The organism is Humiphilus diazotrophicus, from assembly GCF_059726315.1.
This window is the reverse complement of the sequence record NZ_AP040871.1, coordinates 168111-193505: the sequence shown is the minus strand read 5'-3', so window position 1 is coordinate 193505 and position 25395 is coordinate 168111. Positions and strand designations below refer to the sequence as shown.

At 50.4% G+C, this 25395-nt stretch carries 17 protein-coding genes; 5 read left to right on the top strand and 12 right to left on the bottom strand.

The features are described from left to right. Positions 1–63 precede the first annotated feature (63 nt). The 3 genes from pgm to AC6I7T_RS30830 all read right to left on the bottom strand — a co-directional run bounded on the left by pgm (position 64) and on the right by AC6I7T_RS30830 (position 4941). Entirely contained in the window at positions 64–1701 is a 1638-nt protein-coding gene (gene pgm, locus AC6I7T_RS30840) for a phosphoglucomutase (alpha-D-glucose-1,6-bisphosphate-dependent) (RefSeq protein ID WP_497795257.1), read from the bottom strand. 674 nt (positions 1702–2375) lie between these two features. Beyond that, a complete protein-coding gene (locus AC6I7T_RS30835) occupies positions 2376–4019 on the bottom strand; it encodes a S10 family peptidase (protein WP_497795255.1) in 1644 nt (547 codons plus the stop codon). 241 nt (positions 4020–4260) lie between these two features. Next, a complete protein-coding gene (locus AC6I7T_RS30830) occupies positions 4261–4941 on the bottom strand; it encodes an HAD family hydrolase (RefSeq protein ID WP_497795254.1) in 681 nt (226 codons plus the stop codon). A gap of 199 nt (positions 4942–5140) precedes the next feature. On the opposite strand from AC6I7T_RS30830, the gene AC6I7T_RS30825 reads away from it, so the two are divergent. The 3 genes from AC6I7T_RS30825 (at position 5141) to AC6I7T_RS30815 (ending at position 8897) form a co-directional block, all read left to right on the top strand. Continuing rightward, the gene (locus tag AC6I7T_RS30825; protein ID WP_497795253.1) at positions 5141–5812 is read left to right on the top strand and encodes a metal-dependent transcriptional regulator; all 672 of its coding nucleotides are present in this window, start codon (positions 5141–5143) and stop codon (positions 5810–5812) included. A 76-nt stretch (positions 5813–5888) separates the two neighbouring features. Next, on the top strand, positions 5889–7232 hold the full coding sequence (locus AC6I7T_RS30820) for an Nramp family divalent metal transporter (protein WP_497795251.1): 1344 nt from the start codon (positions 5889–5891) through the stop codon (positions 7230–7232). A 174-nt stretch (positions 7233–7406) separates the two neighbouring features. Further along, complete coding sequence (locus AC6I7T_RS30815; protein WP_497795250.1) at positions 7407–8897, top strand: alpha/beta hydrolase family protein; 1491 nt, start codon at positions 7407–7409, stop codon at positions 8895–8897. Positions 8898–8955: 58 nt separating this feature from the next. Here the strand turns inward: AC6I7T_RS30815 and AC6I7T_RS30810 are convergent, their stop codons facing one another. The 5 genes from AC6I7T_RS30810 to AC6I7T_RS30790 all read right to left on the bottom strand — a co-directional run bounded on the left by AC6I7T_RS30810 (position 8956) and on the right by AC6I7T_RS30790 (position 12705). Further along, entirely contained in the window at positions 8956–9309 is a 354-nt protein-coding gene (locus AC6I7T_RS30810) for a hypothetical protein (RefSeq protein WP_497795248.1), read from the bottom strand. A 100-nt stretch (positions 9310–9409) separates the two neighbouring features. Next, positions 9410–10057, bottom strand: a complete 648-nt coding sequence (locus AC6I7T_RS30805) for a flavin reductase family protein (protein WP_497795246.1) — start codon at positions 10055–10057, stop codon at positions 9410–9412. Between the two features lie 275 nt (positions 10058–10332). Continuing rightward, positions 10333–11418, bottom strand: a complete 1086-nt coding sequence (locus AC6I7T_RS30800) for a methyltransferase (RefSeq protein ID WP_497795244.1) — start codon at positions 11416–11418, stop codon at positions 10333–10335. 36 nt (positions 11419–11454) lie between these two features. Further along, entirely contained in the window at positions 11455–11742 is a 288-nt protein-coding gene (locus tag AC6I7T_RS30795) for a hypothetical protein (protein ID WP_497795242.1), read from the bottom strand. A gap of 117 nt (positions 11743–11859) precedes the next feature. Further along, positions 11860–12705 (bottom strand): hypothetical protein, encoded by an 846-nt coding sequence (locus AC6I7T_RS30790; RefSeq protein ID WP_497795241.1) that lies wholly within the window; start codon positions 12703–12705, stop codon positions 11860–11862. 244 nt (positions 12706–12949) lie between these two features. Here AC6I7T_RS30790 and AC6I7T_RS30785 point away from each other — a divergent pair, with 244 nt between their 5' ends. Both AC6I7T_RS30785 and dinB read left to right on the top strand, forming a co-directional pair. Then, the gene (locus tag AC6I7T_RS30785) at positions 12950–15598 is read left to right on the top strand and encodes a protein kinase domain-containing protein (protein ID WP_497795240.1); all 2649 of its coding nucleotides are present in this window, start codon (positions 12950–12952) and stop codon (positions 15596–15598) included. Positions 15599–15796: 198 nt separating this feature from the next. Next, the gene (gene dinB / locus AC6I7T_RS30780; RefSeq protein ID WP_497795238.1) at positions 15797–16942 is read left to right on the top strand and encodes a DNA polymerase IV; all 1146 of its coding nucleotides are present in this window, start codon (positions 15797–15799) and stop codon (positions 16940–16942) included. A 3-nt stretch (positions 16943–16945) separates the two neighbouring features. On the opposite strand, the gene AC6I7T_RS30775 is transcribed toward dinB, so the two are convergent. From AC6I7T_RS30775 to AC6I7T_RS30760, 4 genes are all read right to left on the bottom strand, one after another. After that, on the bottom strand, positions 16946–17506 hold the full coding sequence (locus AC6I7T_RS30775; protein ID WP_497795237.1) for a sigma-70 family RNA polymerase sigma factor: 561 nt from the start codon (positions 17504–17506) through the stop codon (positions 16946–16948). A 336-nt stretch (positions 17507–17842) separates the two neighbouring features. Continuing rightward, a complete protein-coding gene (locus AC6I7T_RS30770) occupies positions 17843–19702 on the bottom strand; it encodes a glycoside hydrolase family 2 protein (RefSeq protein ID WP_497795235.1) in 1860 nt (619 codons plus the stop codon). Between the two features lie 23 nt (positions 19703–19725). Next, positions 19726–22482 (bottom strand): glycoside hydrolase family 31 protein, encoded by a 2757-nt coding sequence (locus AC6I7T_RS30765; protein ID WP_497795234.1) that lies wholly within the window; start codon positions 22480–22482, stop codon positions 19726–19728. A gap of 119 nt (positions 22483–22601) precedes the next feature. Then, positions 22602–25217 (bottom strand): glycoside hydrolase family 3 C-terminal domain-containing protein, encoded by a 2616-nt coding sequence (locus AC6I7T_RS30760; RefSeq protein ID WP_497795232.1) that lies wholly within the window; start codon positions 25215–25217, stop codon positions 22602–22604. Between the last annotated feature and the right edge of the window lie 178 nt (positions 25218–25395).

The window sequence follows — 25395 nt, the reverse complement described above, 5'->3', positions numbered from 1 at the left end:
TTTTTATTACCTCTGAATGAAAATGCTCTGTCTTTTAAATCCCTGAGCGATACAAAATCGCACTCAGCTCATTGATTTGTTGACCAGTTCTTTCGCTTCAGTTACCAGAACCTCAAGATGCCCCTTATCCTTAAAGCTCTCGGCATAGATCTTATAGATGTTTTCCGTGCCGGAAGGTCTGGCAGCGAACCATCCGTTTTTCGTTGTGACCTTTAGTCCTCCGATGGGAGCGTCATTCCCGGGAGCGCGAGTTAGCTTGGCCACAATGGGATCGCCAGCCAGGACAGAATCCTTTACGGCGTCAGGAGTAAGCTTTTGCAGCTTTGCCTTTTGCTCGGGAGTCGCTGGAGCATCGATCCGCGTATAGTATGGAGTGCCAAACTCATCGGTTAAATCCTGGAAGTGTTGCCCTGGATCTCTTTCTGTACGCGCTGTAATTTCAGCTGCAAGAAGATCCATAATGATCCCATCTTTATCGGTGGTCCAGGTAGTACCATTGCGCCGGAGGAAGCTGGCACCTGCGCTCTCTTCTCCCCCAAAACAATAGGAACCATCTACCAGGCCCGAGACAAACCACTTGAAGCCTACGGGGACTTCCTTAAGCTGCCTCCCATGCTTTTCCACTACACGATCAATCATGCTGCTGCTCACCAGCGTTTTACCAATTGCAGATGTCGGCAACCACTCCGGGCGATGCGTTAACAGGTACTGGATTGCAACCGCCAAATAGTGATTTGGATTCATTAATCCTGCGGTAGGAGTTACGATTCCGTGGCGATCCGAATCTGGATCGTTTGCAAAGGCAACTTGATATTGGTTTTTCAACTCTACAAGTTTGGCCATGGCATAAGGACTTGAGCAGTCCATCCGGATCTTTCCATCATGATCAACGGACATAAACGAGAATGTCGGATCAATTGTCTTATTGACAACCGCGATGTCCAGACCGTAAACGGAGTTGATCGGCTCCCAATAGGGCTGAGCAGCGCCACCGAGAGGATCCACTCCCAGCTTTAGCCCCGCAGAACGAATAATCTCCATATCCACTACATTGATGAGATCGCGCACATAGGGCAGAACAAAATCTTGGTGATGAGTTGTATTTGCCTTCAGTGCGGATTCATAGGGCATGCGCTTCACAGCAACATTCCCAGCCCGCAAAAGCTCATTAGCCCGTGACTGGATCCAGCGTGTTGCATCCGCATCAGCCGGTCCACCGTGGGGAGGATTGTACTTAAAGCCACCATCCTCAGGAGGGTTATGTGACGGAGTGATCACGACACCATCAGCCTGATGCTTCTTATGCTCCCTATTGAAGGCAAGAATTGCATGTGAAACGACGGGCGTAGGAGTGACCCCATCATTCTGCTGAATGATGGCTTCCACACCATTGGCAGCCAGTACCTCAAGAGCAGTTCGCTGCGCAGGTGCAGACAATGCATGGGTATCTTTCCCCATAAAGAGGGGACCATCGGTCCCTTGCTCACGTCTGTATTCGCAGATTGCTTGAGTGATCGCCAGAATATGAGCTTCAGTGAAAGTACCTAAAAATGGAGTGCCACGATGCCCACTGGTACCGAAGCTAACCAACTGGTTGGAATCCTCAACATCGGGAATTCGTTCAAAGTACTCCTTCTCCAAACGAGCTACGTCCACCAATAATTCTTTCGTAGCGGGCTTACCTGCAAGGGGTGAGATCATCTCTTGATCCTTAATGAGTAGTTGCTAAAGGCAAATTCCCCGAAATATCGCAAGTCTAAACCTGCCCGAATACTCTGATGCACATTCTGCTAGGGTCCGATTACTTGGGAACTTCTCAGAGACCGCCATATTCAGAATAGCTCTATGGATGGAAACCCGCTCAGGAACCGAACGTCTTTAACGCACCCGCCCTCAGATCTAGAGGAGACGGCACACTTAAGAACCCGGATTGCGATCTTCGCCAACCAGGAACCGCTTCCGACACGCAATGAGAGCAATGAAACGTCACTCGTTGTGGCCCAGGAATCGTATCGACAGCCAATCATTCTTTGTAAAGATCGACTTCCCCAATGCCTATGATTAGAGCGGGTGGCTGCACTGTGTATGCACAGGTCAGATTGGCCAGTCAAAACTCCCTCCCCGAACTTTCAACGGAGTCGTGGCACCTCAGCACCGGTTCCAAGACCCAAATGTATCCATAAGAACGGATCTCACGCCGTTCTTGTCGACCAGCTGAACACGAAGGGGCACTTTTCCTTCCACCACAGAAGACGAAGACGGGATCACCGGGTCTTCGGCTTTGGCGGAAAGCTGAGTAAATTTCTCCGGTTTGGCCTACACCTTCGCGAAAAAGGCTTCGTCAATTCGGCCCAATGCCGGGGAATCGATTTTCATCACTTGGCGCCCGCAACGGCACCCCTGATGAACGCCGAAACCCGGTCGTGGAGCTGCTTCAGACATTCGTCGCGCACGTATACCATATGCCCGGATTCGTACCAGTCATATTCGATGTTCTTCGTTAAAGACTTGGGAATCGGCAGATGCTTTTCCTCATACATAGCGGCAAAATACGGGGTGGCGAGATCGTAGTAGCCGCCATTCAGCATCACCTTTAATCGGGGATTCTTCTTCATGGCATCTGCCAGATCGGTAGAGACATTCAGGCCAAAAGGGTTACCCTTGTGCTTGAAATCCCACTGGGCAGGGCCATCCCACACATTGACGTCAGGCAGGTAGGTTTGCCCCTCGCCATATTTGAGTTCGCGGCGCATGTAGTCGTTCAATAACGAAACATAGGCAGACGAAATAGCTGCACTCTGGGGATCGTAATCTGCCGACTCACTCAGCGGATTGATAGTAGGACCGGTGAAGCGGGTGTCAAAACGTCCGGTGGTCAGATTTTCGCTGTCCGCGAATGATTTTTCAAACTCTCCCCCATCCACACGTAGATTGGCCTTGATGAGGTAGGCCTCGGGCAAACCGGTATAACGATGAAGCTTCTCTGCGACGGCCTGCTTTTCCTGGTCGCTCAGATCGGAACCTTGAGCCAGTGCGTGTGCATATTCACTTACCGCATAGGCTTCCACTTCCTTAAGCAAGGGCTCGAGAGTCGATGGCTGATTAGGCAGTTTTTTGTGATACCACGCAGTAGCTGCATAGGTGGGCAAAGCTAGCACGTAGGGTAGATCGACACCGGGGTTGTGATTTGCCGTATCGATAAAGGTATTGAAATTGAAGATCTGGGAGAGAAGGATTACCCCATTGAGGTCAATCGACTTGTTGTCTCCCAGCATGTTGGCAATCACGGCTGAACGCGTAGTCCCGTAGCTCTCGCCAAAGACAAATTTTGGCGAATTCCAGCGGCTGTACTTGGTGATGAATCGCGCAATAAACCGCGTGAACGCGCCACCATCTTGATCTACACCCCAAAACGCCTTCTCTGCGTCTTTTCCGATCAAGCGCCCAAAACCTGTGCCGGGCGCATCGACAAATACCAAATCGCTGGTATCGAGCAGCGTATTGGGATTATCGATGAGCTTGTAAGGAGCTGCGGGCAGGTGCTGATCACTGTCAGTCACCACATGCTTAGGCCCTAAAGATCCCATGTGCAGCCATGCTGTGGAGCTACCCGGGCCGCCATTATAGAAAAACGTCACCGGCCGATCTTCCGGTTTTGCGTCCTTCTTAAAATAGGCCACATAGAACATCCTCGCCACGGACGGCGCTTCTCCCGGCTCTTTCGGAGCGGAAATAGCAAGCTGAGTGCCCGCTTGCGGCTTTCCATCCATGCCAAGTTGTGCATCTTGCGCATCGGTAGCCCCAACTGTGATCGTTCCCGCAATGGCGGTATAAGCAATGTGATGACCGCCAGCATCCACCGTCGATTGAGTGGCAACGTCAGCCGCAGCGGAAGGTTCCGCCTTTTCTTGTGTTGCAGGCTTTGGCTCGGACTTCTGATCCTCTGCGCTTACGACAGCAGGCAGCAGCCACAATGCTGCCGCACACACTATTACCGGAAACCTCGCAATGGAATGCATCTGGAATCTCCGAAGGGATTTGCTACTTGGTCATAAACGTACAACCCCAATGCAATTTTGGGAAGCAGCTACGTTGCCATTGAAAATGGCCGTCGGTACTAGCGGACCGACGGCTAGTGTTTCGACACTATTGACGCTTCGTCACAGAGATGAGCCGTTCCGATACGCTAATTTCCAGAGCATTTTTCACTCAGGCATCCATTCGCCAGCGGACGATGAAGCAAAATCATCTTCCTGAAAGCTACTCGACTGGAGCCAATTCCAGCTCAAGCCCCTGATCTTCAGGCAAGGTCTTCACTCGAACATCTTCAAGCGACTTCACAATCCAATCTGCTCCGGAAAGACTCGCTGCCGAATGAGAAAAGGTAGTTGCAATCACACTGCACCCAGCTGCTTTTCCGGCCCTAACGCCTGAGGGAGAGTCCTCAAACACTATGCACTCTTCCGGAGAGAATCCAAGCAACTCCGCACCCTTTTGATAGGGCTCAGCATGGGGTTTTCCATTTACGACGTCGTCACCGGTGATAATTCGAGCGGGGAGAGGCGTCTTAGCGGCAGCAAAACGCACACGAGCCAACCGGTCGCTCGCTGACGTAACAACAGTCCAGTACTTTTCTGGCAGAGAAGACAAAAGCGGAAGTACTCCAGGAAGCACCTCGATATCCGCAGTGTCCTTCATCTCGATATCCTCAATGCCACGCAGTTCGCGTGTCGCGTCGAGATCCGGGCGAAAATGCTGCACACATTCGATCCCTCGACGCCCATGGACGACCTCAAGAACTTGAGTGGGATCCAACTTCTGCAAAAGAGCCCATTGCGTCCAGGCACGCTCGACCGAAGCTATTGAACTGATCAATATGCCATCATTATCGAAAAGCAAACCTCGGCAGCGGATGGCAACAGCGGGAAATGAATATGACATTGTTTTCAGAATAACCTTGAGGCTCAACCAGGGCTGTGATCGCCAAACAGGCAGGAAGTGCGATCCAAAATTCTGGCAACTTTGCCGCACACTATAATTCGCTCTGGGCTGTTTAGAGCCTTGCAGGTTTTAGTACATCGAGCCTAAGGTGCTCTAACGAATCCGAGCGAAATTGTTAGCTATAGTTAAGGTTGTACCAATGACAGACTCTATCACCGTCTCCAAGGAAGACTACCTCAAGGCCATTCTCGAAGCAGAATCGGAAGGTAAGCATGTAATTTCAGCCACGTTGGCACACTGGCTGTCCGTCTCTCCTCCTGCCGTCACCATGGCACTGAAACGGCTCAAACGAGATGGATATGTTGAGGTCAAGACCGACGGAACAATCCGATTGTCTGCCAGCGGGAAAGAGATTGCCTGTAAAACGGCGCTCCGGCACCATCTGATTGAGCGCATGCTTTCGGAAATCTTTGGTATGGAGTGGTACCAGGTCCACGAGGAAGCGGAGCGGTTGGAACATGCCGTTTCTTCGGCATTCGAAGCCAAACTCATTGAAAAATTAGGAGATAAGGGAACATGCCCTCACGGCAATCCCGTTCTCTCCGAAACTCCGGCACAGCGTAGAAAAAGAGGTCTGATCCAGCTTTCTGAAGCTGGCGAGGGAGAGGAATACGTTGTAACCAGCATTTATGAGCGGGATCCCAAACTGCTCGTTTTCCTGCACAGCCTGGGTATCGCCCCCAAAACCTCTATAAAGGTCATCTCGAAAAACTACGATCAAACGATCAGTATCGAAACTCCGAAAGGTACGTCCGTTCTCGGCGGACCGGCCGCAGAAAATGTCTGGGTCCAGGGCCACTCCGCAAAATAAATCTATGCATACCAATTTTTGTTAACCATGGTTAACAACATGTGGCATACTAAGGCTAAAGGAAGGCCATTTAGCTATGGAACTTGCCACATCGCTCACATCCCAATCTGAAGCCGCAATCTACCGGCCGTCTCTTCCGGATGTTTTTGCAAGTGTTCATATACCGAGTTCCTCCAAGTTCTGGCGGCGAATTTCAGCATTCATCGGCCCTGGATTCCTGGTCTCGGTGGGCTACATGGACCCGGGCAATTGGGCAACAGACCTGGCAGCCGGCTCGAAATACGGCTACACGCTCTTATTCGTAATAACCATTTCTTCGTTGATGGCCATTCTGCTTCAGAGCCTGTCACTAAAGCTGGGAATAGCAACAGGGCGAGACTTGGCTCAGGCATGCAGGGAAAGCTATAGCCGTCCCGTTACGATTGCCTTATGGATCTTTGCCGAAATCGCAATAGCTGCCTGCGATTTGGCAGAAGTTGTAGGTTCGGCAATCGCCCTACAGCTGCTTTTCGGTTTACCGCTGCTAATTGGAGTGTTGGTCACAAGTCTGGATGTATTTATCATCCTGCTGCTGGAGCGACGTGGATTTCGGCACCTTGAGTCCTTTGTAATGGTGCTGATTGGAACCATTGCAACGCTGTTCTGCGTTGAAATGTTCTTCTCCCATCCCGGATGGGCACCGATCGCCAAGCACCTGTTTCTTCCATCATCGTCCCTATTGAAGGACTCGCATATGCTGTTCATCGCCATCAGCATCATGGGAGCGACGGTGATGCCCCACAATCTTTACCTGCACTCTTCGATTGTTCAAACACGAGCATTTTCGAGAAGTGTTGAGGGAAAGCGGGAAGCTATCCGACTGGCAAATATCGACTCGGCAGTCGCGCTGACTTTAGCGCTCTTTGTCAATGCGGCCATCTTGGTTGTCGCAGCAGCGGTATTTCACAGTAACGGACACACGGAGGTAGCTGAAATCGGAGACGCCTACCGTCTTTTGACTCCGATACTCGGCTTTACAGGGGCAAGCATGATCTTTGGACTGGCGCTTCTGGCTTCGGGACAAAATTCCACTATTACCGGCACTCTGGCTGGACAGATTGTTATGGAAGGATTCCTGGACCTGAAAGTTCCCAACTGGCTACGCCGTCTGATCACCCGGTCGTTGGCCATCATTCCCGCGATAGTAGTTACGGCTCTCTATGGAGAAGGAGGCACGGCAAAACTGCTGGTCTTGAGCCAAGTCATTCTCAGTATGCAGTTGAGCTTCGCGGTCTTTCCCTTGATCCGTTTTACCAACGACCGGAGCAAGATGGGCCCCTTCGTGAATTCCAGGTTGGTCCGGGTAAGCGGATGGGTAATTGCTCTATTAATCGCAGGTTTGAATATCTGGTTACTCCTGCAAACCTTCCTCAGCAAATAGATTGTGATTTCGTACAGGTTTCTCAACGGGAAACCTGTACGAAATATCTCTTCTCGGTTCTCTTCCCAAAGATAAATCCACTCTGTCAGGCTTGGCCTTTTTGAGGCTCTGGGTTGTGCAAAGCAGCTACACTTGCAATATCACTAATCAGTCCAGAGTTAACCGGAGAAGTCCATGCGCTTTCTAGAGCATTTTTCGCATATGTATAGACTTGCTGTTGGCCGCGAAGAGCGGCTTTCTTTAGCGGAAAGCCGCATAAGCTGTTGTGACTTGGTCTACTCCTTTGCGAAAAATGCTCTAGTCCATTTCAGGTACGTCGCTGTTGGTCTGCTTGCCTGCGGATGTTCCTTAGCCCAAGTGAGCGCAGGAGGCGGAGGCGAACCACGCTCCGATCAGTACTTCCAGATAGCCCCAGAATTCACAGCGAGGCAATTCACGCCCGAAGCACAGCTATCAGCGAAACAGCGTCGAGCACGCAACGATGCCTGGCGCTCCGCAATTCGGAAACAGCTCTTTATCCCCTCAAAGCTGCCACGCCTTAATGCCCAGGTCCACTCAACATTTTCTCCCTTGGCCGGAGTGTTGGCTGATCGAGTTACGTATTCAACCGCGGATGGCATGATCGTACCGGCAATTGTCTATCGGCCGGATCCCCGTACTACCCACTGGCACGGCAAATTGCCCGGAATTGTAGTCGTGAATGGTCATGGCGGAGACAAGTTCAGCTGGTATGCCTTCTATAGCGGAATGCTCTTTGCCAAAGCCGGAGCAGTTGCTGTCACCTATGATCCGCTTGGAGAGGGAGAACGCAATAGTCAGCGCACCAGTCGAGCATTTCCCTCAGAACACGACAAAGTGGTTGATACTCCGCATTGGGGGCAGCGACTGGCAGGCTTGATGCAGGTCGATGTGATGCAGGCTGTCAGCTATCTCCGCTCTCTGCCAGAGGTCGATCCTGCGCGAATCGGAACAGTCGGTTATTCCATGGGGGCCTTCATCACGGGAATTACGGGAATGGTTGACACCCGTATCCATGCAGTTCTGTTGAGCGGTGGAGGAACCTTCGACGGCCCGCACGAATATTTCGATACAGGGAAGCTCCCCTGCCAAGCACCACCCTGGAGAGCGCTCGGCGTACTAGGTGACCGATCGGCCATTCTCTACGCTCTGAACGCGGAACGAGGATCGATGCTGGTTATGAACGGAGATGCAGATACAGTTATGCGCATGTCCGAACATCCTCCAAAGTGGTTTGAAGAAGTACGGAAACGAGCTGCAGTCTTGCATGGATCGGAAGATGGTCTCTTTACCACCATTTTGTATCCAGGGATCAGTCATCGAACCAGCTGGGTTAATCTGGACGGCATGCTGTGGTTGAACCGTCAGCTGCATTTTGCCTTGTGGGATGAGGCCATGATTCGCCAGGTAGGAACTACGCACATATCCGATTGGATCACAAACAATCACGTTGACATATCTCCGAATTACATCCCTGAAGATCGTGAAGGAGGACTGAACGCAGTGGGTGCTGGCTTTCCGGGAATTCCACGAGATAACCTGATGGTGTTCTCACTCGAGGAATGGAAAGCTCACGAATCTCAGCTAACCTATGCAGCATGGGCGGCCAAAACTCGAGGACTTGAGGCAATATCAGTGATACGTTAAGGGAAAAACCAATCTAAAAGACGCTCTTCTCTATAGCTGTGATGACAAACCAACTAAATTAGCACGTGATGTGCAAGATAGCATTCGTGGGCCCATGCTGAGCATGCATCAGCTCTTCAATTGCTTTGGCTGTCGGAATGACAAGGAGCTCAACCTTACGACGCTCTGCTTCCCTGGTTATTTCCGCCAGTACGGGCATCTTCCCCTCCACTCCGCTGCCGATAATTAACCGCGCACAATCCCACGGTATATCTTCTTCGGCAGAAAGAGGGGTATGCCCATATTTGTCTCGAAACTTTCTGGATGGCTGTTTGTCTCGCACGTAAACCGCTCCACCATCGATCACAACATCATCTACATAGTCGACTCCGTTGATACGAATTGAGCCGAAGGAAAAATCTTCAATCTTCATTCCAGCCTCGAAACAAAAACAACCTGTACCTTGCTATTATCATGCATCCTTTTATTCACGCGTAATAATAGAGTGAGGGCTTGTCGACGCAGTTTTATGTTTACTCATTCCTGGAGTTCTTTCCTCCCCACTCCTCATAGGAAGTCCGTGGAATTGTCATGAATGCATCGCGAGTACGTACATAATTTCCTAACCCGTTCATTCGTCCGATAGCATGCAGTTCATCGGCTTTGATATAAGGTCCTGCAGGATCGACAAACTGGTCTTCAACATAAATAGCCACAACACGTCCCAGAATAATGCGCGACCGGCCAATTTCCAGCGTAGTGTGCTCGCGGCACTCCAGTGCAGCATGTGCCTCAGCCAGGCGTGGAGGTTTCACGATCTGTGAGGGAGCAGTGGTAAAACCGGCAAGCTCCACCTCATTCATCTCTGGAGGAAAGTCCGTAGCACAGAGATTCATCTTGGCCGCAATGTCCTCGGTAACCACATTGACCACGAATTCACCCGTCCGGCGAATATTGCGCGCTGTATCCTTAGGGACAAATGGCTGGTCCGGGCGATTCGTTACCCCAACTCCAACGATGGGCGGATCTGTACAAAGATAGTTGTATGCACTAAACGGAGCCGCATTGAGCTGTCCATTTTCATTCATACTTGTAATCAGCGCTATCGGTCGTGGGGCCACAAGTCCCACCAGTAGTTTGTAGCTGTGGCTGGAAGGAATCCGTTCAAGATCGTAGTACATGTGTTGGCGCACTCCTGAGGCTCTGGATAGTCTTCCTCGAATCTGTCTCAGATCTTCAAGAGCACAGAGCCGATATTACTGAGCCCATTGATTTATATCATCGCATAACTATCCGTTTCGCCTTCTGAATGCAGCTGCAGGCATCCTGTGTCTTGAAGCTAAAGATCATTGATCGTCATCACGGAAATGGACCCAAGCTGCCGATATTTTCCCAACGAAAAAGGCCATCCGCAAAGTAACGAATGGCCTTCAACCGTGCACCTCTGTCTAGAGAATCAAAAGGGCGTCGCTTCAAGAAGCGAGAGAGGAGACTTGGTAGGAATGACCTTGACCAGAGAAAAACCGGCATCATGAAGCAGCTGACGAAATTGACCTTTGGTCCGCTCCTTCCCACCTACGAAGGTCATCATCTCGATATCGAGCAGCTTACCCGGATGCGGTGTTGGTGCATCGTCAAGTACGATTTCAGCCAAAATGAGTTTTCCGTGCTGAGGAACTACAGCCCGGATATTTCGAAGCAGTTGCAGAGCTTGAGCATCGGCCCAATCGTGAACAATATGCTTCATCAGGTAAGCATCTCCTCCGGCAGGTACCGAAGAAAAGAAGTCACATTCGACCGCGTCACACCGCCCCGCAAGACCGTCCTGTTCGATAGCCATTTTCGCATCCGGAACAACCGCAGGCATCTCGGCGATCACGCCCTCTACCTTTGAGTACTCCCGAAGAATAGCCCGCAGCAAAGCTCCGTGACCTCCACCGATATCAATGATTTTCTTAAAAGTTCCGAAATCATATGCTTCGAGAAACGCAGGAACACACAACTTGCTGAAGCTGGTCATCGCATTATTAAAGATCCGAGCCTCCGCGCTGTTCTGCGGTAGCGATAACCACTGGAAGAAGGGCTGACCGTGAATACTATCGAAAGTGGTAGTCCCTGTCTTCACGCTCCAATGCAATTCGGAATACAGATCAAAATGCAATGGATCTGTAATCCACTCAACGGCTCCAGCCAGAGAGCCGGAGGTATCGCTTCGCAACAGTTCCCCGGCAGGAGTAAGTTCGAAGCTAGTTGGGGTTGTACGACTAACCAACTGATTCATCTCTAGAACACGTAGAACGCGGAATAAATAATCGGCATCGACTCCAGCCTGTTGAGACAAAGCTGCCAAGTCACATACTCCGTTACCGATTAAATCGGCAATATGGAGCTTGGCTGTGACCTGCAGACAAGCAGAAGTAACATAGCCAAGGGATGCTGCGATTACGACCTCCTGCGGGTTAGGAACCGCAGAGCTCTCGTTGAGAACCGTGTTTAGGGACGGCTGGGGAAGAACAGACTGCTCTGTGATCGTTGTAGACATATTCAATTCCTTATTTGTTTGCTGGTATGTTCGCGCTTACCAGCAGAAAAAGATGCGCGAGATATTCGCAGATGGGGTTAGAAACTCTCCTACAAGTTGGCGGGCGATCCTTTGTGCATCGGATTCATTACTGGAAGGAAGTTCGGAAACATCCTTTTGTCCCGGCGTTGTGTGCGTTGAATCTATTGCCAAAGTTGAATCCGAGTGCTGTTCCTTACGTTGAAAGTTGATACCGAGTCTCAAGGCCATGCATTCGAGATAATTTTTCTTTCGGGCCTCGCTCGGCGGTGACAAAGCGGCTCTATCGCGAACGCGATCAGTCATTTAAGATGGCCTCCTGGTGGAGGGGAACCCGGCCGATGCTTTCTTTGAACCCGATAATTCCCTTCCATTCATAAAGCGAGAAACGGCTAAAAAATAGCTCACACCGAAGAATCATTTTTACCTGCTGCCTTCCTCGGACTTAGCCGTGTTTAGTGAGATATCCCGAGTCCCCGAAAAGAGTAGTCGCGCAATCGACTGCATATGCTCACGATTTCCTTCAAGCCGTGCCCATACCGGATGTCCTTGTGCAACAGGACCTAGAAGCAGTAGCAGCGAGTGTTCGCGTGTAAAGTATGATTTTGTAATACCCGCCAGCTGAATCCTTTCGCTGCCGGATATATCTGGATCTCCAGACTCGTCACGAACTAGGAGATGGACCTTTACATCGGGAGTGACATATGCCGCTCTCTGCTCCTCGGTAATCGCTCTTAGTTGAGGAGCAATTGCATCCATATGGGCAGTGCGAATCGCCTTTGAAGCTGCATAAAGCTTATTGGCCTCAGCTCGAAGGCGATCTGCTTCAGCCTGGTTCTTATTCTTGAGTTCGGCTATGGATTTATAGCCAAGCTGACTGCCTTGATGGTAAAAATCGTCTGCCTCTTTTTGCTTATCAGGTGGGAGTTCGCGAATAGCTCGAATGCGTTCCTCAAACTGCTTGTCTTTCTCCTGATTTTGCTTGCGTTGCTCGATCGAAGTGTAGGTGGCTTCATATCCAGCGATTAACTTCGACCCTCTACAAACAGATGAGGGGGCTTTTGCAAACAGGGGTGGAGCGCTAACCTGCCATCCTGGCAAGGACATCGGCAAAGAGGCTTTCAATGCAGACATCTGATTCATGTAAAGTTGCTGCTCTTCAGCGTTCGTAGGACGAGTGCCATCAGGACAATCGGCCCGAAGCAATCCGGGTAGGGATAGAACAGCTATACAAAGAAGGGCTTTGAAAACAAAAATAGATTTATTCATAAAGAGCTTCTCTCCTGGAGTTGATCACTTTAGGATCAAATCTAGGTCCCGTGAACCCAAGCAATCAACGCCTCACCAGATAACGCGGAAATTGACCAGGAAAAGGCTCAGCAAAATTCCAGAAAAGTCATACTGTATTTCCAAAGTTGTTGACTTTGAAAAGTTGCATCGTTACGCTTTTGAAGCGCGCTCACTATATTGGGCATTTAGAATGCGGGCTCCATAGTAATCCGAGGCAACTCGAATGTACGAATCGAGCTTTAGCTCCAAAACTCCGCCGGAGTGGGAACGGATAAAAGATCTATTCCAGGCTGCACTCGAATGCAGTCCAGAGGAGCGCATCAGCTTCCTCCACAACCTTCGAGACTCCGAACCCGATCTTCATGAAGAAATTGAATCACTTCTGCGTCATCACGGAAAAACACAGGATTTCTGGGGAACCAAAAATCCTATAAATATAAGCCTCTTACAGCCGGAATACCCAAATCCCTGGCTAGGGCGGGATATTGGTCCTTATCGCGTGGCCTCGGTCATAGGAGAAGGAGGCATGGGTACTGTTTATCAGGCCGTCCGGCTGGACGATCACTATCTCAAGAAAGTTGCCATCAAGATCGTCAAAACGGGATTCGCAACCCGTCCATATTTGCGGCGCTTCAGGAGCGAGCGCCAGATTCTTGCGAGCCTTGATCATCCAAACATCTCACATTTACTGGATGGCGGCGCAACCAGCGAAGGTTTGCCTTATCTGGTAATGGAATACATTGAGGGAAAGCCAATCGATGAATATTGTGATGCCCATTCGCTTAACACAGCTAAACGCCTCAACGTATTTCTACAAGTTTGTTCCGCAGTAGAGTATGCACATCAAAAGCTGGTGATTCATCGAGACCTAAAACCGGCCAACATCCTGGTAACTACTGACGGCACACCAAAGTTACTTGATTTTGGTATTGCTAAGTTGGTTGATCCTGACCTTTATTTCCAAACTGCAACAGTGGAAGGCACATTCGCCAGAGCCATGACTCCGGAATATGCGAGCCCGGAACAGACACAGGGACAAGGAGTTACGACAACCACCGATGTTTACTCGCTGGGCGTCATACTCTATCGTTTGCTTACCGGCCATCCACCTTATGTTCTGCCCACTTCGACCCCTTTGGAGTGGGCGCGCATTATTAATGAAGTAGAACCGGAGCGACCCAGTGTAGTGGTCGAGCGTGCTCTGGAAATTCTGGACTACGGGAAAGATAAAACAACTGTCACATCAGAAGAGATTGCACGCGTCCGCGATGGTCGTCCCTCAGTGCTCAGGCGCAATCTTCAAGGCGATCTAGACACCATCGTATTGAAGGCCCTACGTAAAGACGCAACTCGCCGATACGCCTCGGTGGAGCAATTTGCAAACGATATACGCTTATTCCTCGATGGAAGGCCGGTGCTCGCACGCCCGGACACAATCAGTTATCGGGCCGTAAAGTTCGCGCGCCGAAATAAAGTCTCGCTTGCTGCCGTCACACTAATACTACTTTCCCTTACCGTCGGAATCGTTTCTGCTACTCGGCAGGCTCGAATTGCAGAGAAACAACGTGCTCTTGCCGACCAGCGTTTTAATGAGATTCGGAATGTCGCTCATGATTTGATCTTTGATGTACACGATTCCATTCAGTACCTTGCCGGAGCGACACCGGCTCGTAAGCTCATTGTTCAGGATGCTCTTCGTTATCTAAATGCGCTTTCGACAGATGGCACCGCAAGTCCTGAACTTCGAGAGGAGATCGCCACAGCTTACGAAAAAATTGGTGGTGCGCAAGGGGGAACGGGCCAGGCGAACCTGGGCGACACTACGGGAGCATTAGAGAGCTATTTCAAAGCGGTTTCCATCCGAAAAGAAATCCTGGCGAAAAATCCCGCAGATAATATTGCTCGTGCAGGTCTCGCCAGCGCATATCAAGGGATGGGAGAAATTCTGCAGGACTTGGGTCGTTACCAGGAAGCGCTCAAATACCAACAGGATCAGCTTGAAATCAGAAGATTGCTGGCAGCAGAAGCCCCGACAGATACCAAGGCGCAGGCAAAGCTAGCCTCTTCCTACGACGGCATGGGAGATATTCTGGCATCTCTCAGCCAATGGAACGCTAGTCTGAGCAATTATGAATCTGGTTCCGCTGTATTCAAATCCCTGGCTGACCGTCATCCCGAGCAAGAAAGATTTCGCAGAAACTGGGGCCTTGAACGGAAAAAGATCGGTGGCATTTTCGAGGCTCAAGGAAATCTGAATCACGCGTTACGCGAATATCGCTTTGCTCTTGCGATTGACGCAGAACTGGCGAAGAAACACCCCGAGGACGCCTCCGCCCAGCGAGACCTGGCCGTGGACTATAGCAATCTAGGGGACTCCATTCTCAAAGCCGGCGATACAGTAAAAGCGATGCAACAGTACCGGCAGGCAATGGTCATCGATACCCGCTTGGCTGAACTCGATCCTAGGGATGCTTCTGCTCGTTATTATCTTGTTTACGATCAGTATCGGCTTGGTGATGCGCAGTTGAAGAGTTCTGATACGAATGCGGCCATGCACAGCTATCGGATTGCTGCTGCCCGTGCCGAAGAGAACGCAAAATCTGATCCGGACAACGCCTTGATGCGATCAGAGCTGGCACGGGTATATGCCAAGCTCGCCAAGGCTCATTACGCTTCGGTAGCCAACAACAATTCAAAAGAAGCAGACAAGAAAACCAGCCTCACCACAGCGCAAAATCTCTACCGCAAGAGTCTTGATATATGGATTGATCTCCGCAATCGCGGTGCGCTACAGTCCACCGATTCGCAGGAACCAGACAGAGTCGCGGAAGAATTAGCACAGTGCGTAAAGGGCATTGGCCGGAAATCGTAAACCCAGGAACTCAAAGAGGCCAGAATGTTTATCTCTTCCGGGAAAACCCCTCAATAAAACCGCTTCAGAGTCTAGGCGAAGATAAGGAGAATATGTCACAATTGAAGTCTGTTAGGAGAAACACCGCCTGAATGTTTTCCAAGGAGCCGCCCAAAGTAATCTTCGACAGACTCTGACTTGAGTTTTAGCGGATATCCCATGGCTTCGTTATCTACCAATCTTCAGACCGAATACCTCTCCCAGCTGGGAACCCGCAAAATTGTGCACGTGGATATGGACGCGTTTTATGCGTCAGTAGAACAACGAGACAATCCCAGTCTACGCGGAAAACCCGTAGTCGTAGCCTGGCGGGGAAATCGGTCCGTTGTCTGCGCAGCATCCTATGAAGCTCGTCGATTTGGTATCCACTCCGCTATGCCAGCATTATGGGCTGAACGGCTATGCCCAAAAGCAATCTTCATTCCACCGGATTTTGTACGTTACAAAGCTGTCTCTTTAGCAATCAGGGAGATCTTTCGGCGGCATACGGATCTGATCGAACCGCTCTCTCTGGATGAGGCATATCTCGATGTCACCGAAAACAAAATAGGACTTCCGACAGCTACGAAGGTGGCCATAGCGATACGTCGTCAAATACGGGAGGAACTGAACCTTACAGCTTCCGCAGGAGTTGCTCCGAATAAGTTTCTCGCGAAGATTGCGTCGGATTGGCGCAAGCCGGATGGCCTTTTTGTTATCCAGCCTCACGAGGTGGAGTCATTCCTTATAGACCTTCCTGTTGGACGTATTCCAGGCGTCGGGCATGTCACCGAAGCACGTATGAACCAGATCGGTATCTCGAAAGTAGGAGATATCCGAGCTATGGACTTATCGCTCCTGGAAACTCACTTTGGGAGATACGGATCGCGTCTCTACGAACTCGCCCGGGGTATCGACCACAACCCCGTCGTCCCGAACCGAATAAGAAAACAGATTTCGGCAGAGGATACCTTTGAGCACGACATCCCACTCGATGAAACCGAACCGCTGATCCGCAAATTGGCAGAGAAAGTCTGGAATGCCTCCCGCCAAAACGCTCGATTGGCGCGCACCATCGTACTTAAGCTAAAGACAAAAGAATTCAACACACTTACACGAAGTCTCACCCCAGACAAGATGCCTACATCCTTGGAATCATTTACGGAGATGGCACTCTCGTTGCGTGAACGCGTCAATCTGGGGCCTCAACAGCTCTATCGGCTGGTTGGTGTCGGATTGAGTAACTTTCAAATCGAACAACAAGAACAAACAGGGCACACAGAATTGGAATCCGATCTCTCCCTTTTGGCTATAGAAAATCAATGAAGCCTACGCCTGCATTGCGCGAGCAAGCCAAGCCTTAGCCACATTCCAATCTCGCTTTACCGTCGCCGGGGAAATAGATAACACCTCTGCAGTCTCTTCAATTGAAAGACCTGCAAAAAATCGGAGTTCGACTACTTTGCCTTGTTGCGCATCGATCGCATAAAGTCCCTCGAGTGCACGGTCCAGCTCCAATACATCGATACTCCGCTGCTCGGTAACCGCCATTCCCTCGTCCAGAGTAACTTTCAGGCCGTCTCCTCTTTTAGCTGCGCTTCGAGCACGCGCGTGATCGACAAGAATGCGCCGCATTATTTGCGCTGCCACTCCAAAGAAATGCGCTCGACTCTGCCAATCCGTATTCTGGTCCACTAGCCGGAGATAGGCCTCATGCACCAGAGCTGTGCTTTGAAGAGTATGACCTGGCCGTTCTCGATTTAGATATCCCCTCGCAAGCTTGCGCAACTCATCGTAGACAAGCGGCAGGAGCTCGTCGACAGCTCGTTGATCTCCTTGATTCCAACGAAGGAGGAGACGCGTTGCATCGGATCTCGCCGGTACGTTCATTATTCATTACCTACAAGATGAATTTGGGAAGCATGAATCAGCCAGCAAAACGAAAAGAGGCACACAACAGAGAACTCATGAATAGCAAGGCCCCATAGCTCTGTCAATGTTCTCTACCGGCAATTCTGCTGAGGAGGAAGCAGATCGGTTCAATCTGTTTCCAGTAGGACGAGCGTTCTCGAACGATGACTCGTAGCTACAGACGTTTTGTAGCAAAGATCGCAAGTTCTGCTCAGTGAAACATAATACTGGTACCACGGTATCACGGTATTGGTACCTTGATACCGTGATACCAGCATGTAGATACTGTCTTGCCGGCCCAATTAAGCAGGCGCACTATTTCCCAGGACTGAGAGAATTACTTTTGTAGGCCTCTTCCAGAATCCGAAAGGCCAGCTTCTTCTCGCCACGGTCTGAGACGATGCCCTTGCGGTTAAATCCATCCTGCAGACCTAGCAGATTGCGGTCTGGAGAGCGGAAATCCATCAAGATCCAGGGACTCACCCCGACCAGCTGAGGGAAGTTCTCCAACATTTTGAGTTGATGGCGATAAATTTCGGCCTGACTTTCCTCTGTCCAGCGAGTACCTGGATCTCCATGAAATCCAGCCTTCGCCTCTGCACCAAACTCACTAACGATCACGGGTTTCTGGTAGGCAAATTCCCATTGAGTTTTCTCGGCATCTTCGGGCTTGCCTTCATACCATCCGATATATTCATTCATGCCGATCACGTCCAGTACAGCACCAAGCGGATCGTCAAACGTCTTTTTGGGGCTCCGGCTGCGAGGGGTTAAGAAAGCAGCTGTCACTAATCGCGTCGGATCCTGACGGCGAGTCTCTTCCACAATGGTTTTCAAAAACTGCGTACGTTCCGGAGATGGATGAGTCTCATTGGCAACTGACCAGAGGATCACAGAGGCTCTATTCCGATCTCGACGAATCATCTCTGTCAGTTCTTGCTTCGCGAGTTGCAGCACTCGTGGATCGCTAAAGTCTATCTGTTGCCAATTGGGAGTTTCAGACCAAACCAAAACACCAAGCCGGTCTGCAAGACGAGTCATACGCGCATCGTGAGGATAATGCGCTAATCTCACAAAATTTGCGCCCAATTCCTGAACCCACTGGAAAAGAGTCTGAGCATCTTCATCTGTGGCTACTCTTCCCGTCCGGAAAGGAGCCTCTGCATGAATACTGATACCTTTCAAAAAGATGGGCTTCCCATTGAGCAGAATCTGCGATCCCTTCACCTCAACCATGCGAAAACCAATCTCATCCACTAATAGGTCCGGCCCCGCTTCCATTCTGACTTGATAAAGTTTGGGCTTTTCCGGAGACCATAGTTGCAGGCCAGTTGGGTGCAGATGGAATTTCGCGTTCCCCTCCGCGTCACAGCGTGCCTTCATGGCAAGGTTCAATTCTGGAACAGCAAGCTGTACTTCGGTTCCGCTATCGGCTCCAACGACATGAACCGTCCCGCTGATTTCGGATGTACTTTGATTCTCAAGATGAATGTCATAATCGTCGACGAACTTCTTGGGCAACTCGATCAAAGAGATATCACGGGTTATTCCGCCATAGTTGTACCAGTCCGTGTGGAGGGCAGGAACACCATCTGCCTTTCGTGTTGAGTCAACGGCTATAACGATGAAATTTGCACCATCATGAATCGTATCGGTAACCTCACAGTCGAAAGGAGTAAATCCCCCTTCGTGCTGGCAAGCCCTATGTCCATTCATCCACACCACGGAACGATAATTTGCCGCACCGATATGGAGAAAGACCCGTGTCTCCTGATGCATTCTGTAGATAATATCCCGTTCGTACCAGAGTGGCCCTTCATAGCGGAACAAGTCTGCCTTTTGTGTATTCCAATCCTGGGGCACTCTGAGCGTAAGTGAGGTTGAGAAATCGTACTCAATGGGAACACCCTCATTGCGCGGCTTCTCATTCTTTGCATATCCGTTATCGCGAACACCACCTTTGTACTGGTAAAGAAACGAGCCATAAGGATCTGGAATGTAATGCCAGTCGCCGTCGAGATTAATCTGAGGACGACGATCTACTCCCACCAAGAGTGTGGTTCCCTTGGTGAAGGTATCCTGAGCAATTACAGATTTTGCCAACGGCAAAAGACCCACCACGCAGGCAAATAGACATAGACTTCTGCCGAAATACCGCGATCTCACAGATTTCATCTCACTCTCTTATTCCGTAACCCCTATTTCTGGGCTCCTGACGGCATCCGCATGGCCGCCGCCGTCTGATGCTGCTGCCCCATACTGGCAGGCCGACCATCCTTCAACTGTGCTTCGGCACGCTGAAATTGGGACGCAATCTCTTTCTTACGCTCCGACACAAGTTTCTTCCCGGAGGAAAGAATGCTTGCAGACAACTGCTCAAGACTGTCTGCCGCAGCCGCGTATTTCCTAGAGAAGTTCTCCATTTCCGCATGTATGCTCTCCGGGTGATAGGACAAGCGATCTCCCGTCTGCATGACATCGATCAACGTGTTGGGAGACCAAACAACAGGATGCAGAGTATTCAGGGTGTCGTATGCGCTGCGTAAGCGAACGGTCGCTCCAGCGAAATCATCAAGTTGTGATCTTCTGGCGATTGATCCTGCAGAGCGCCGAACTTCAATCCGAACTTCCGCTGAAACAGGAAAGTGAGGAGTTGCAATGACAGTAGTTAATGTATTTCCTTCATAGCGCCAGCCGGATTTATTTCCTTCGCGATCGACAAAGGTGAGAGGTTTACCATTTACAGTAACCGATGATGGAGGCCAGTCGGAAGGGAGCCTGATTTCGTAAGCACGGGATGTAAGCATACCAGGATAGCTTCCACGGACAGGTTCTATTTGCACGACAAGATCATCTCCGGTCTGCTTGGCATCGAGCTTTGTCCACGAACAAATCTCTTCTTTATATGCTTCAGATTTGCTCGCATCTTCATAAAGGGTATAAGAGCTACTCTGTCCGTCAGCAAGTGGATAGACGTTCAAAATAAGAGGATCAACGGGCTTTTGCGCTGTGTAGTCCATCGCCGGCTGCATAGGAATAATGGCTCCGGCACGCACATAAACAGGGATCTGATCTATAGCGAAGCTTCGGGAAATCTCCTTTGGCCCAGTAAAGTGTTTTCCCGTCGCACTCTCTATCCACTCGCCCTTAGGAATCCAGATTTTCTGTTCTGCAAGCTGAGTAGTAGCATCGACGGGCTTAGTTATCGGAGCCACAATCATCTGGCTGCCAAAGATATACTCCCCTTTGTAGGAATAGGCCGCATTTTCTTCGGGCCAATCGTAGTAGAGAGGATGGAGAAACGCTATTCCAGTGTCATAGGTGCGACGCGCTTCCGTATAGAGATATGGCTCCAGCGCATAACGAAGACGGAAGGCATCTCGCATAATATCGGCAAAAGGCTCAGAATAAGCCCAAATACGACGCTCGGATGCAGGATTCTTGGTTGTATGTGTACGTAGAATGGGACTATAGGTTCCAAACTGCACCCATCGTGTATAGAGTTCCGGATCAATAGGACCAGGCATGTGCCCGCCTATATCATGACTCCAATAGGCGTACCCAACATTCGCAGCAGTAGCTGTAAACCAGGGCTGAAAATCCAACGACTCCCAAACCGAAATCGTATCTCCAGAAAAGCCAATCTGATAGCGATGATTGCCGAGACCGCCCCAACGATGAAAGAGCAAGGGGCGTTTCCCTTCACGTTCTTGGTCAGTGAAGTGAACATAGTTCAACCACCATGTCGGATTCAATCCAGGAATCTTTGTATTTGGATTCTGTTGCCAATCCAACCACCAGAAATCTATCCCTTGATGCTCCAAAGGATGATGCAGTAGATCCATATAATTGGTGGCAAATTTCTTATCAGTGATATCGAAAGGTACATATTTGTTACTTGCAGGATCAATAGCCATCGCCTTAGCCATCTCAGGGTAGACCTTCTCCCAAGGCTGCACCCCGGAAGCCGGATGTAGATTCAATGTTGCCTTTAGTCCCTCGCGATGAATATGGCTCAAAAAGGCCTGGGGATCGGGAAAGAGTAGAGGGTTCCATGTATACCCCGTCCAGCCCAACCGCTCGCCCGCCTGATCGACCAGATTACGCTCCGTAAGCTGGCTATAGTTCAAGTGCCAATCCATATCGATTACAAGCACATCGAGTGGCACATTGTTCTGATGAAATTCATCGACCAGTTTGTCCAGCTCCTGATCGCTGTAAGCCCAATACCGGGACCACCAGGTTCCAAAGGCAAAGCGCGGCGGCAATGGAATGCGCCCAGCCACACGGACATAATCGGAGAGCGCTTGTTTGTAATCGTGACCGTAGCCGAAGAAATACCAGTCCTGACGATCACCCGGGGGGCGAACCATCACCCATGGCCAGACACCATTCTCCCCTTGAGCGAAATTAAACTTGTCGGAATCGAAAAGAGCGCGTTGAGAATCGTCGACTAGAGTCCAACCGTCACGCGAAAGCAAGCCGGGTTCAATCGGCTCTTTCGTATTGCTGCCTTTTGCTTCATCCAGTGTCCGTGTGGTTCCAAGCAGATTACCGGTATCCTCCAGACCCGGATGCCAGACGACCTGCTTGCCATTGAGGCTGAAAGTGATCTGAAGATTCTCTCCGGAGAATTTGCCGTTGTCACCTGTATGCGGCTTATAGGCGAGATGGAGAGCGGAGGTATCGATAGTAAGTTGCTCGCCATCCTGCTTATGCGTAAATTGAGGTACGGGCATCCTGCGATTCAGGAAAACGAGCGAAGCGTGATCCTCGAATTTGCCGTCAGCCGCCCATTCCATACGAATCAGCTGAGGTGTCAACACAGTAAAACGTGCTTGTTCCAGTGTGACAATTGCTGCCGGATCGGCGGCAGAATTGAAGACGTTAGTAGGTTTACTGGCAGGTACGGCATGGGTGGCTGCTCGAGAAAATTGCGGAGAGCAGCAAGTCATTACTCCCGACAGAAGGAGAACGCCGCAACGGAATGGAGCATAATTTTCAGATATAGAGCGCAAGTTAGTATCCCTTCCTTGACCCTTCAATCGGACTAGGGGCTTGTCGATAACTGGATTCATTCATGCGGAACAATGAAGCTTCCCGCTAAGGGGGTGTCTTCGGCGGAATCTCCGACAACGACTCTGACTTCTCCGCTGTCGAGCTTCCAACTCTTCGTTGCTACGTCGTAATAGGAGAGCGCACGCTTATCTACGTGCAAGGTGATCCGCGACGTTTCGCCCGGATGGAGGTTGACCTTCCGAAACGCCTTCAATTCCCGAACCGGCATGGGAACCATGGAAGAAGGCAATCCAAGATACAACTGCGCAACCTCCGCGCCCTCTCGTTTTCCTGTGTTTGTCAGATCCAGCGAAATTTCTATACCGTCATTTTGAAGTTGGCCGATATGTAGATTGCTGAAGTGAAAAGACGTATAGGAAAGGCCAAAACCAAAAGGGAAAAGAGGCTTGCTCTGCGATCCGGAATAGTATCGGTATCCGTTGAACAACCCTTCTGTATACGCAACTCCTCGGTCAATCTTTCCGAGTCGATTCTCGCCAGCCATTTCAAAAGGGAATGTCGCTTCGGAGGATGCCTCTTTGCGCGCAGAGGCATAATAAGTGTTATGAACCGGACTGCTTTCCCAAGTGCGATCGATAGTAAATGGCAACTTACCCGAGGGATTATGTTCTCCAAATAGAAGTTGCGCCAAAGCGCGCCCACCTTCTTGTCCCGGATACCAGGTGTCTAGAATTGCGGGTGGCAATGTAATCCAATCATGCATATCAATCCCGCCGCCGCCATTGAGAACTACGATCGTCTTTGCATTGATCCGGGAAATCGTGCGTATCAGCTCTTCCTGGCCGTAAGGGAGTTCAAAGCTACGATCCATGCCCTCCCGCTCGGTTGTCGGATCAAATCCAACGGAAAGTACAACAACGTCAGCGCTTGCAGCAATCCGTTTCGCTCTCTCAGAAATCAGATCTCGCATCGAGCTGATAGCTAACCGTGGGAAAGCACGCTTGCTTCTAGGAACATAGTCAAAGTGGATTTCAATCGGCTTGTTGTCCGAAAGATCCCGATAGGTTGCTAAAGGAGCTTGCTGCTCAAAGGGCGCAACGGCGACGACCTGAGCACCATTCACAACAAGCTTGTACTTATCCTGTCCTGAGAGATAGGCCTCAGAACCGCCGCCTGAAGTCAGGAACAAATACCTTCCGGCCTCATGCGGTTGATAAGTAGCCGTGAACCGGATTGCTTTGATTCCATCAAGAAGAGTTCCATCTGGCTTGAGGATGAAAGAAAGTGAACCAGGATCGATATTAGGAACAATCAGTGATTTGAAAGGCTGCCCTTGGAAATCGCTGTTCGCAAAAAGTTCCGCTTGTACTCCCGGCTTGTCCTGGAAAGTGAATCGCGTTTGCCTGCTAAGTTCGTTTAGTTCTGGAAGGCCACGATCATATTCCACCTCCGCCGAACCTTCGAGAAACTGCATTAGGCCTGCGAGTGCGCTAACTGCCTCATAGGGATTCACCTTCGAGCTACCGCCACCGGCATAGATGGCAGGTGTCGCGTTTGGACCGATGACCGCGAGTTTCTTGATATAGCGTTTGTCTAGCGGCAATAAAGCATTGTCATTTTTCAGCAGGACCGCACCTTCCAGTGCGCCTTCCCGTGCAATCTCTCGATTCCCAGAGCTATAAAGATCTTCTCTTAAGTCTGTCTCAGGACGATCCAACACACCGAATTCAATTTCTTTCCGGAGAATGCGGCGCACCTTATCATCGATAACCGCAATCGAAACCTTTCCATCCTTTATGGCGGGGAGCAAAGTGTCACGATTCATGTATTCGCCCGAGGGCATCTCTAGATCGAGACATGCATTGGCAGCGGCAATACCATGATGAGTCCCGCCCCAATCTGACATGATGATTCCGTCGAATCCCCACTCTTTCTTGAGGACCTCACAATTCAATTTGGCGTTCTCAGTCGGATGCAATCCATTTGCCGGGTTGTAGCCATCCATGACAGCACCGACATGGCCATCCTTGACCGCTGCCTCAAAAACCAGCAAATACAGTTCTCTCAGAGTGCGTTCATCAATGTCGGAGCTAACTTCTACTCGATTGAACTCCTGATTGTTTGCTATGAAGTGTTTGATTGTGGCAATAACACCCTGCTGCTGAACACCTTTGATGAAACCCACAGCGATACCGGAGGCAAGAATCGGATCTTCGCCGAAATACTCAAAGTTGCGACCTGCAAGAGGTGCACGATAGAGATTGACTCCGGGAGCCAACAGTAAAGAAACGCCACGTGCACGTGCATCTCTTCCAATTGCCGCACCTATTTTTTCGGCCAGTTGAGGATCCCAGGTTGCGGCAAGAGCCATACCTCCTGGATAGGCAGTCGACGGACCCCATTCCCGAACCCCCATGGGACCATCTGACATGCGAAGGCGCGGCAAATTAATGGAGGGGATTCCCCGAATATAAAACTTATCTATGCCATTGATCAGATCGATTTTCTGTTCAAGAGTAAGTTTGGCAATCAGCGCGTTCACCCGCTCTTCAACCGGAGGCACTCTTGTCGTCTGAGCATAGGACAAGACACTCAAGAGCCAAACAAGGAAGGCTAGACACCGAAATACTCTGGATACAACAGCAAATTGTCGTTCTTTCCTGCGCATCATCCCTCGTAAGACGACGGCCAACCTCTCTCAGGTTTGGCATTGACTGTGAACAACCGGGTCGTCGTGGCCCCCTTCGCGCTTGGCGCATTCCGAGGGAACCAAGCGCCATGCTTACTTTGTGAGCACCGAGCCTCAAGACAAATTCACTGTGAAGACACCCTTCTTTACGTAAAGACAT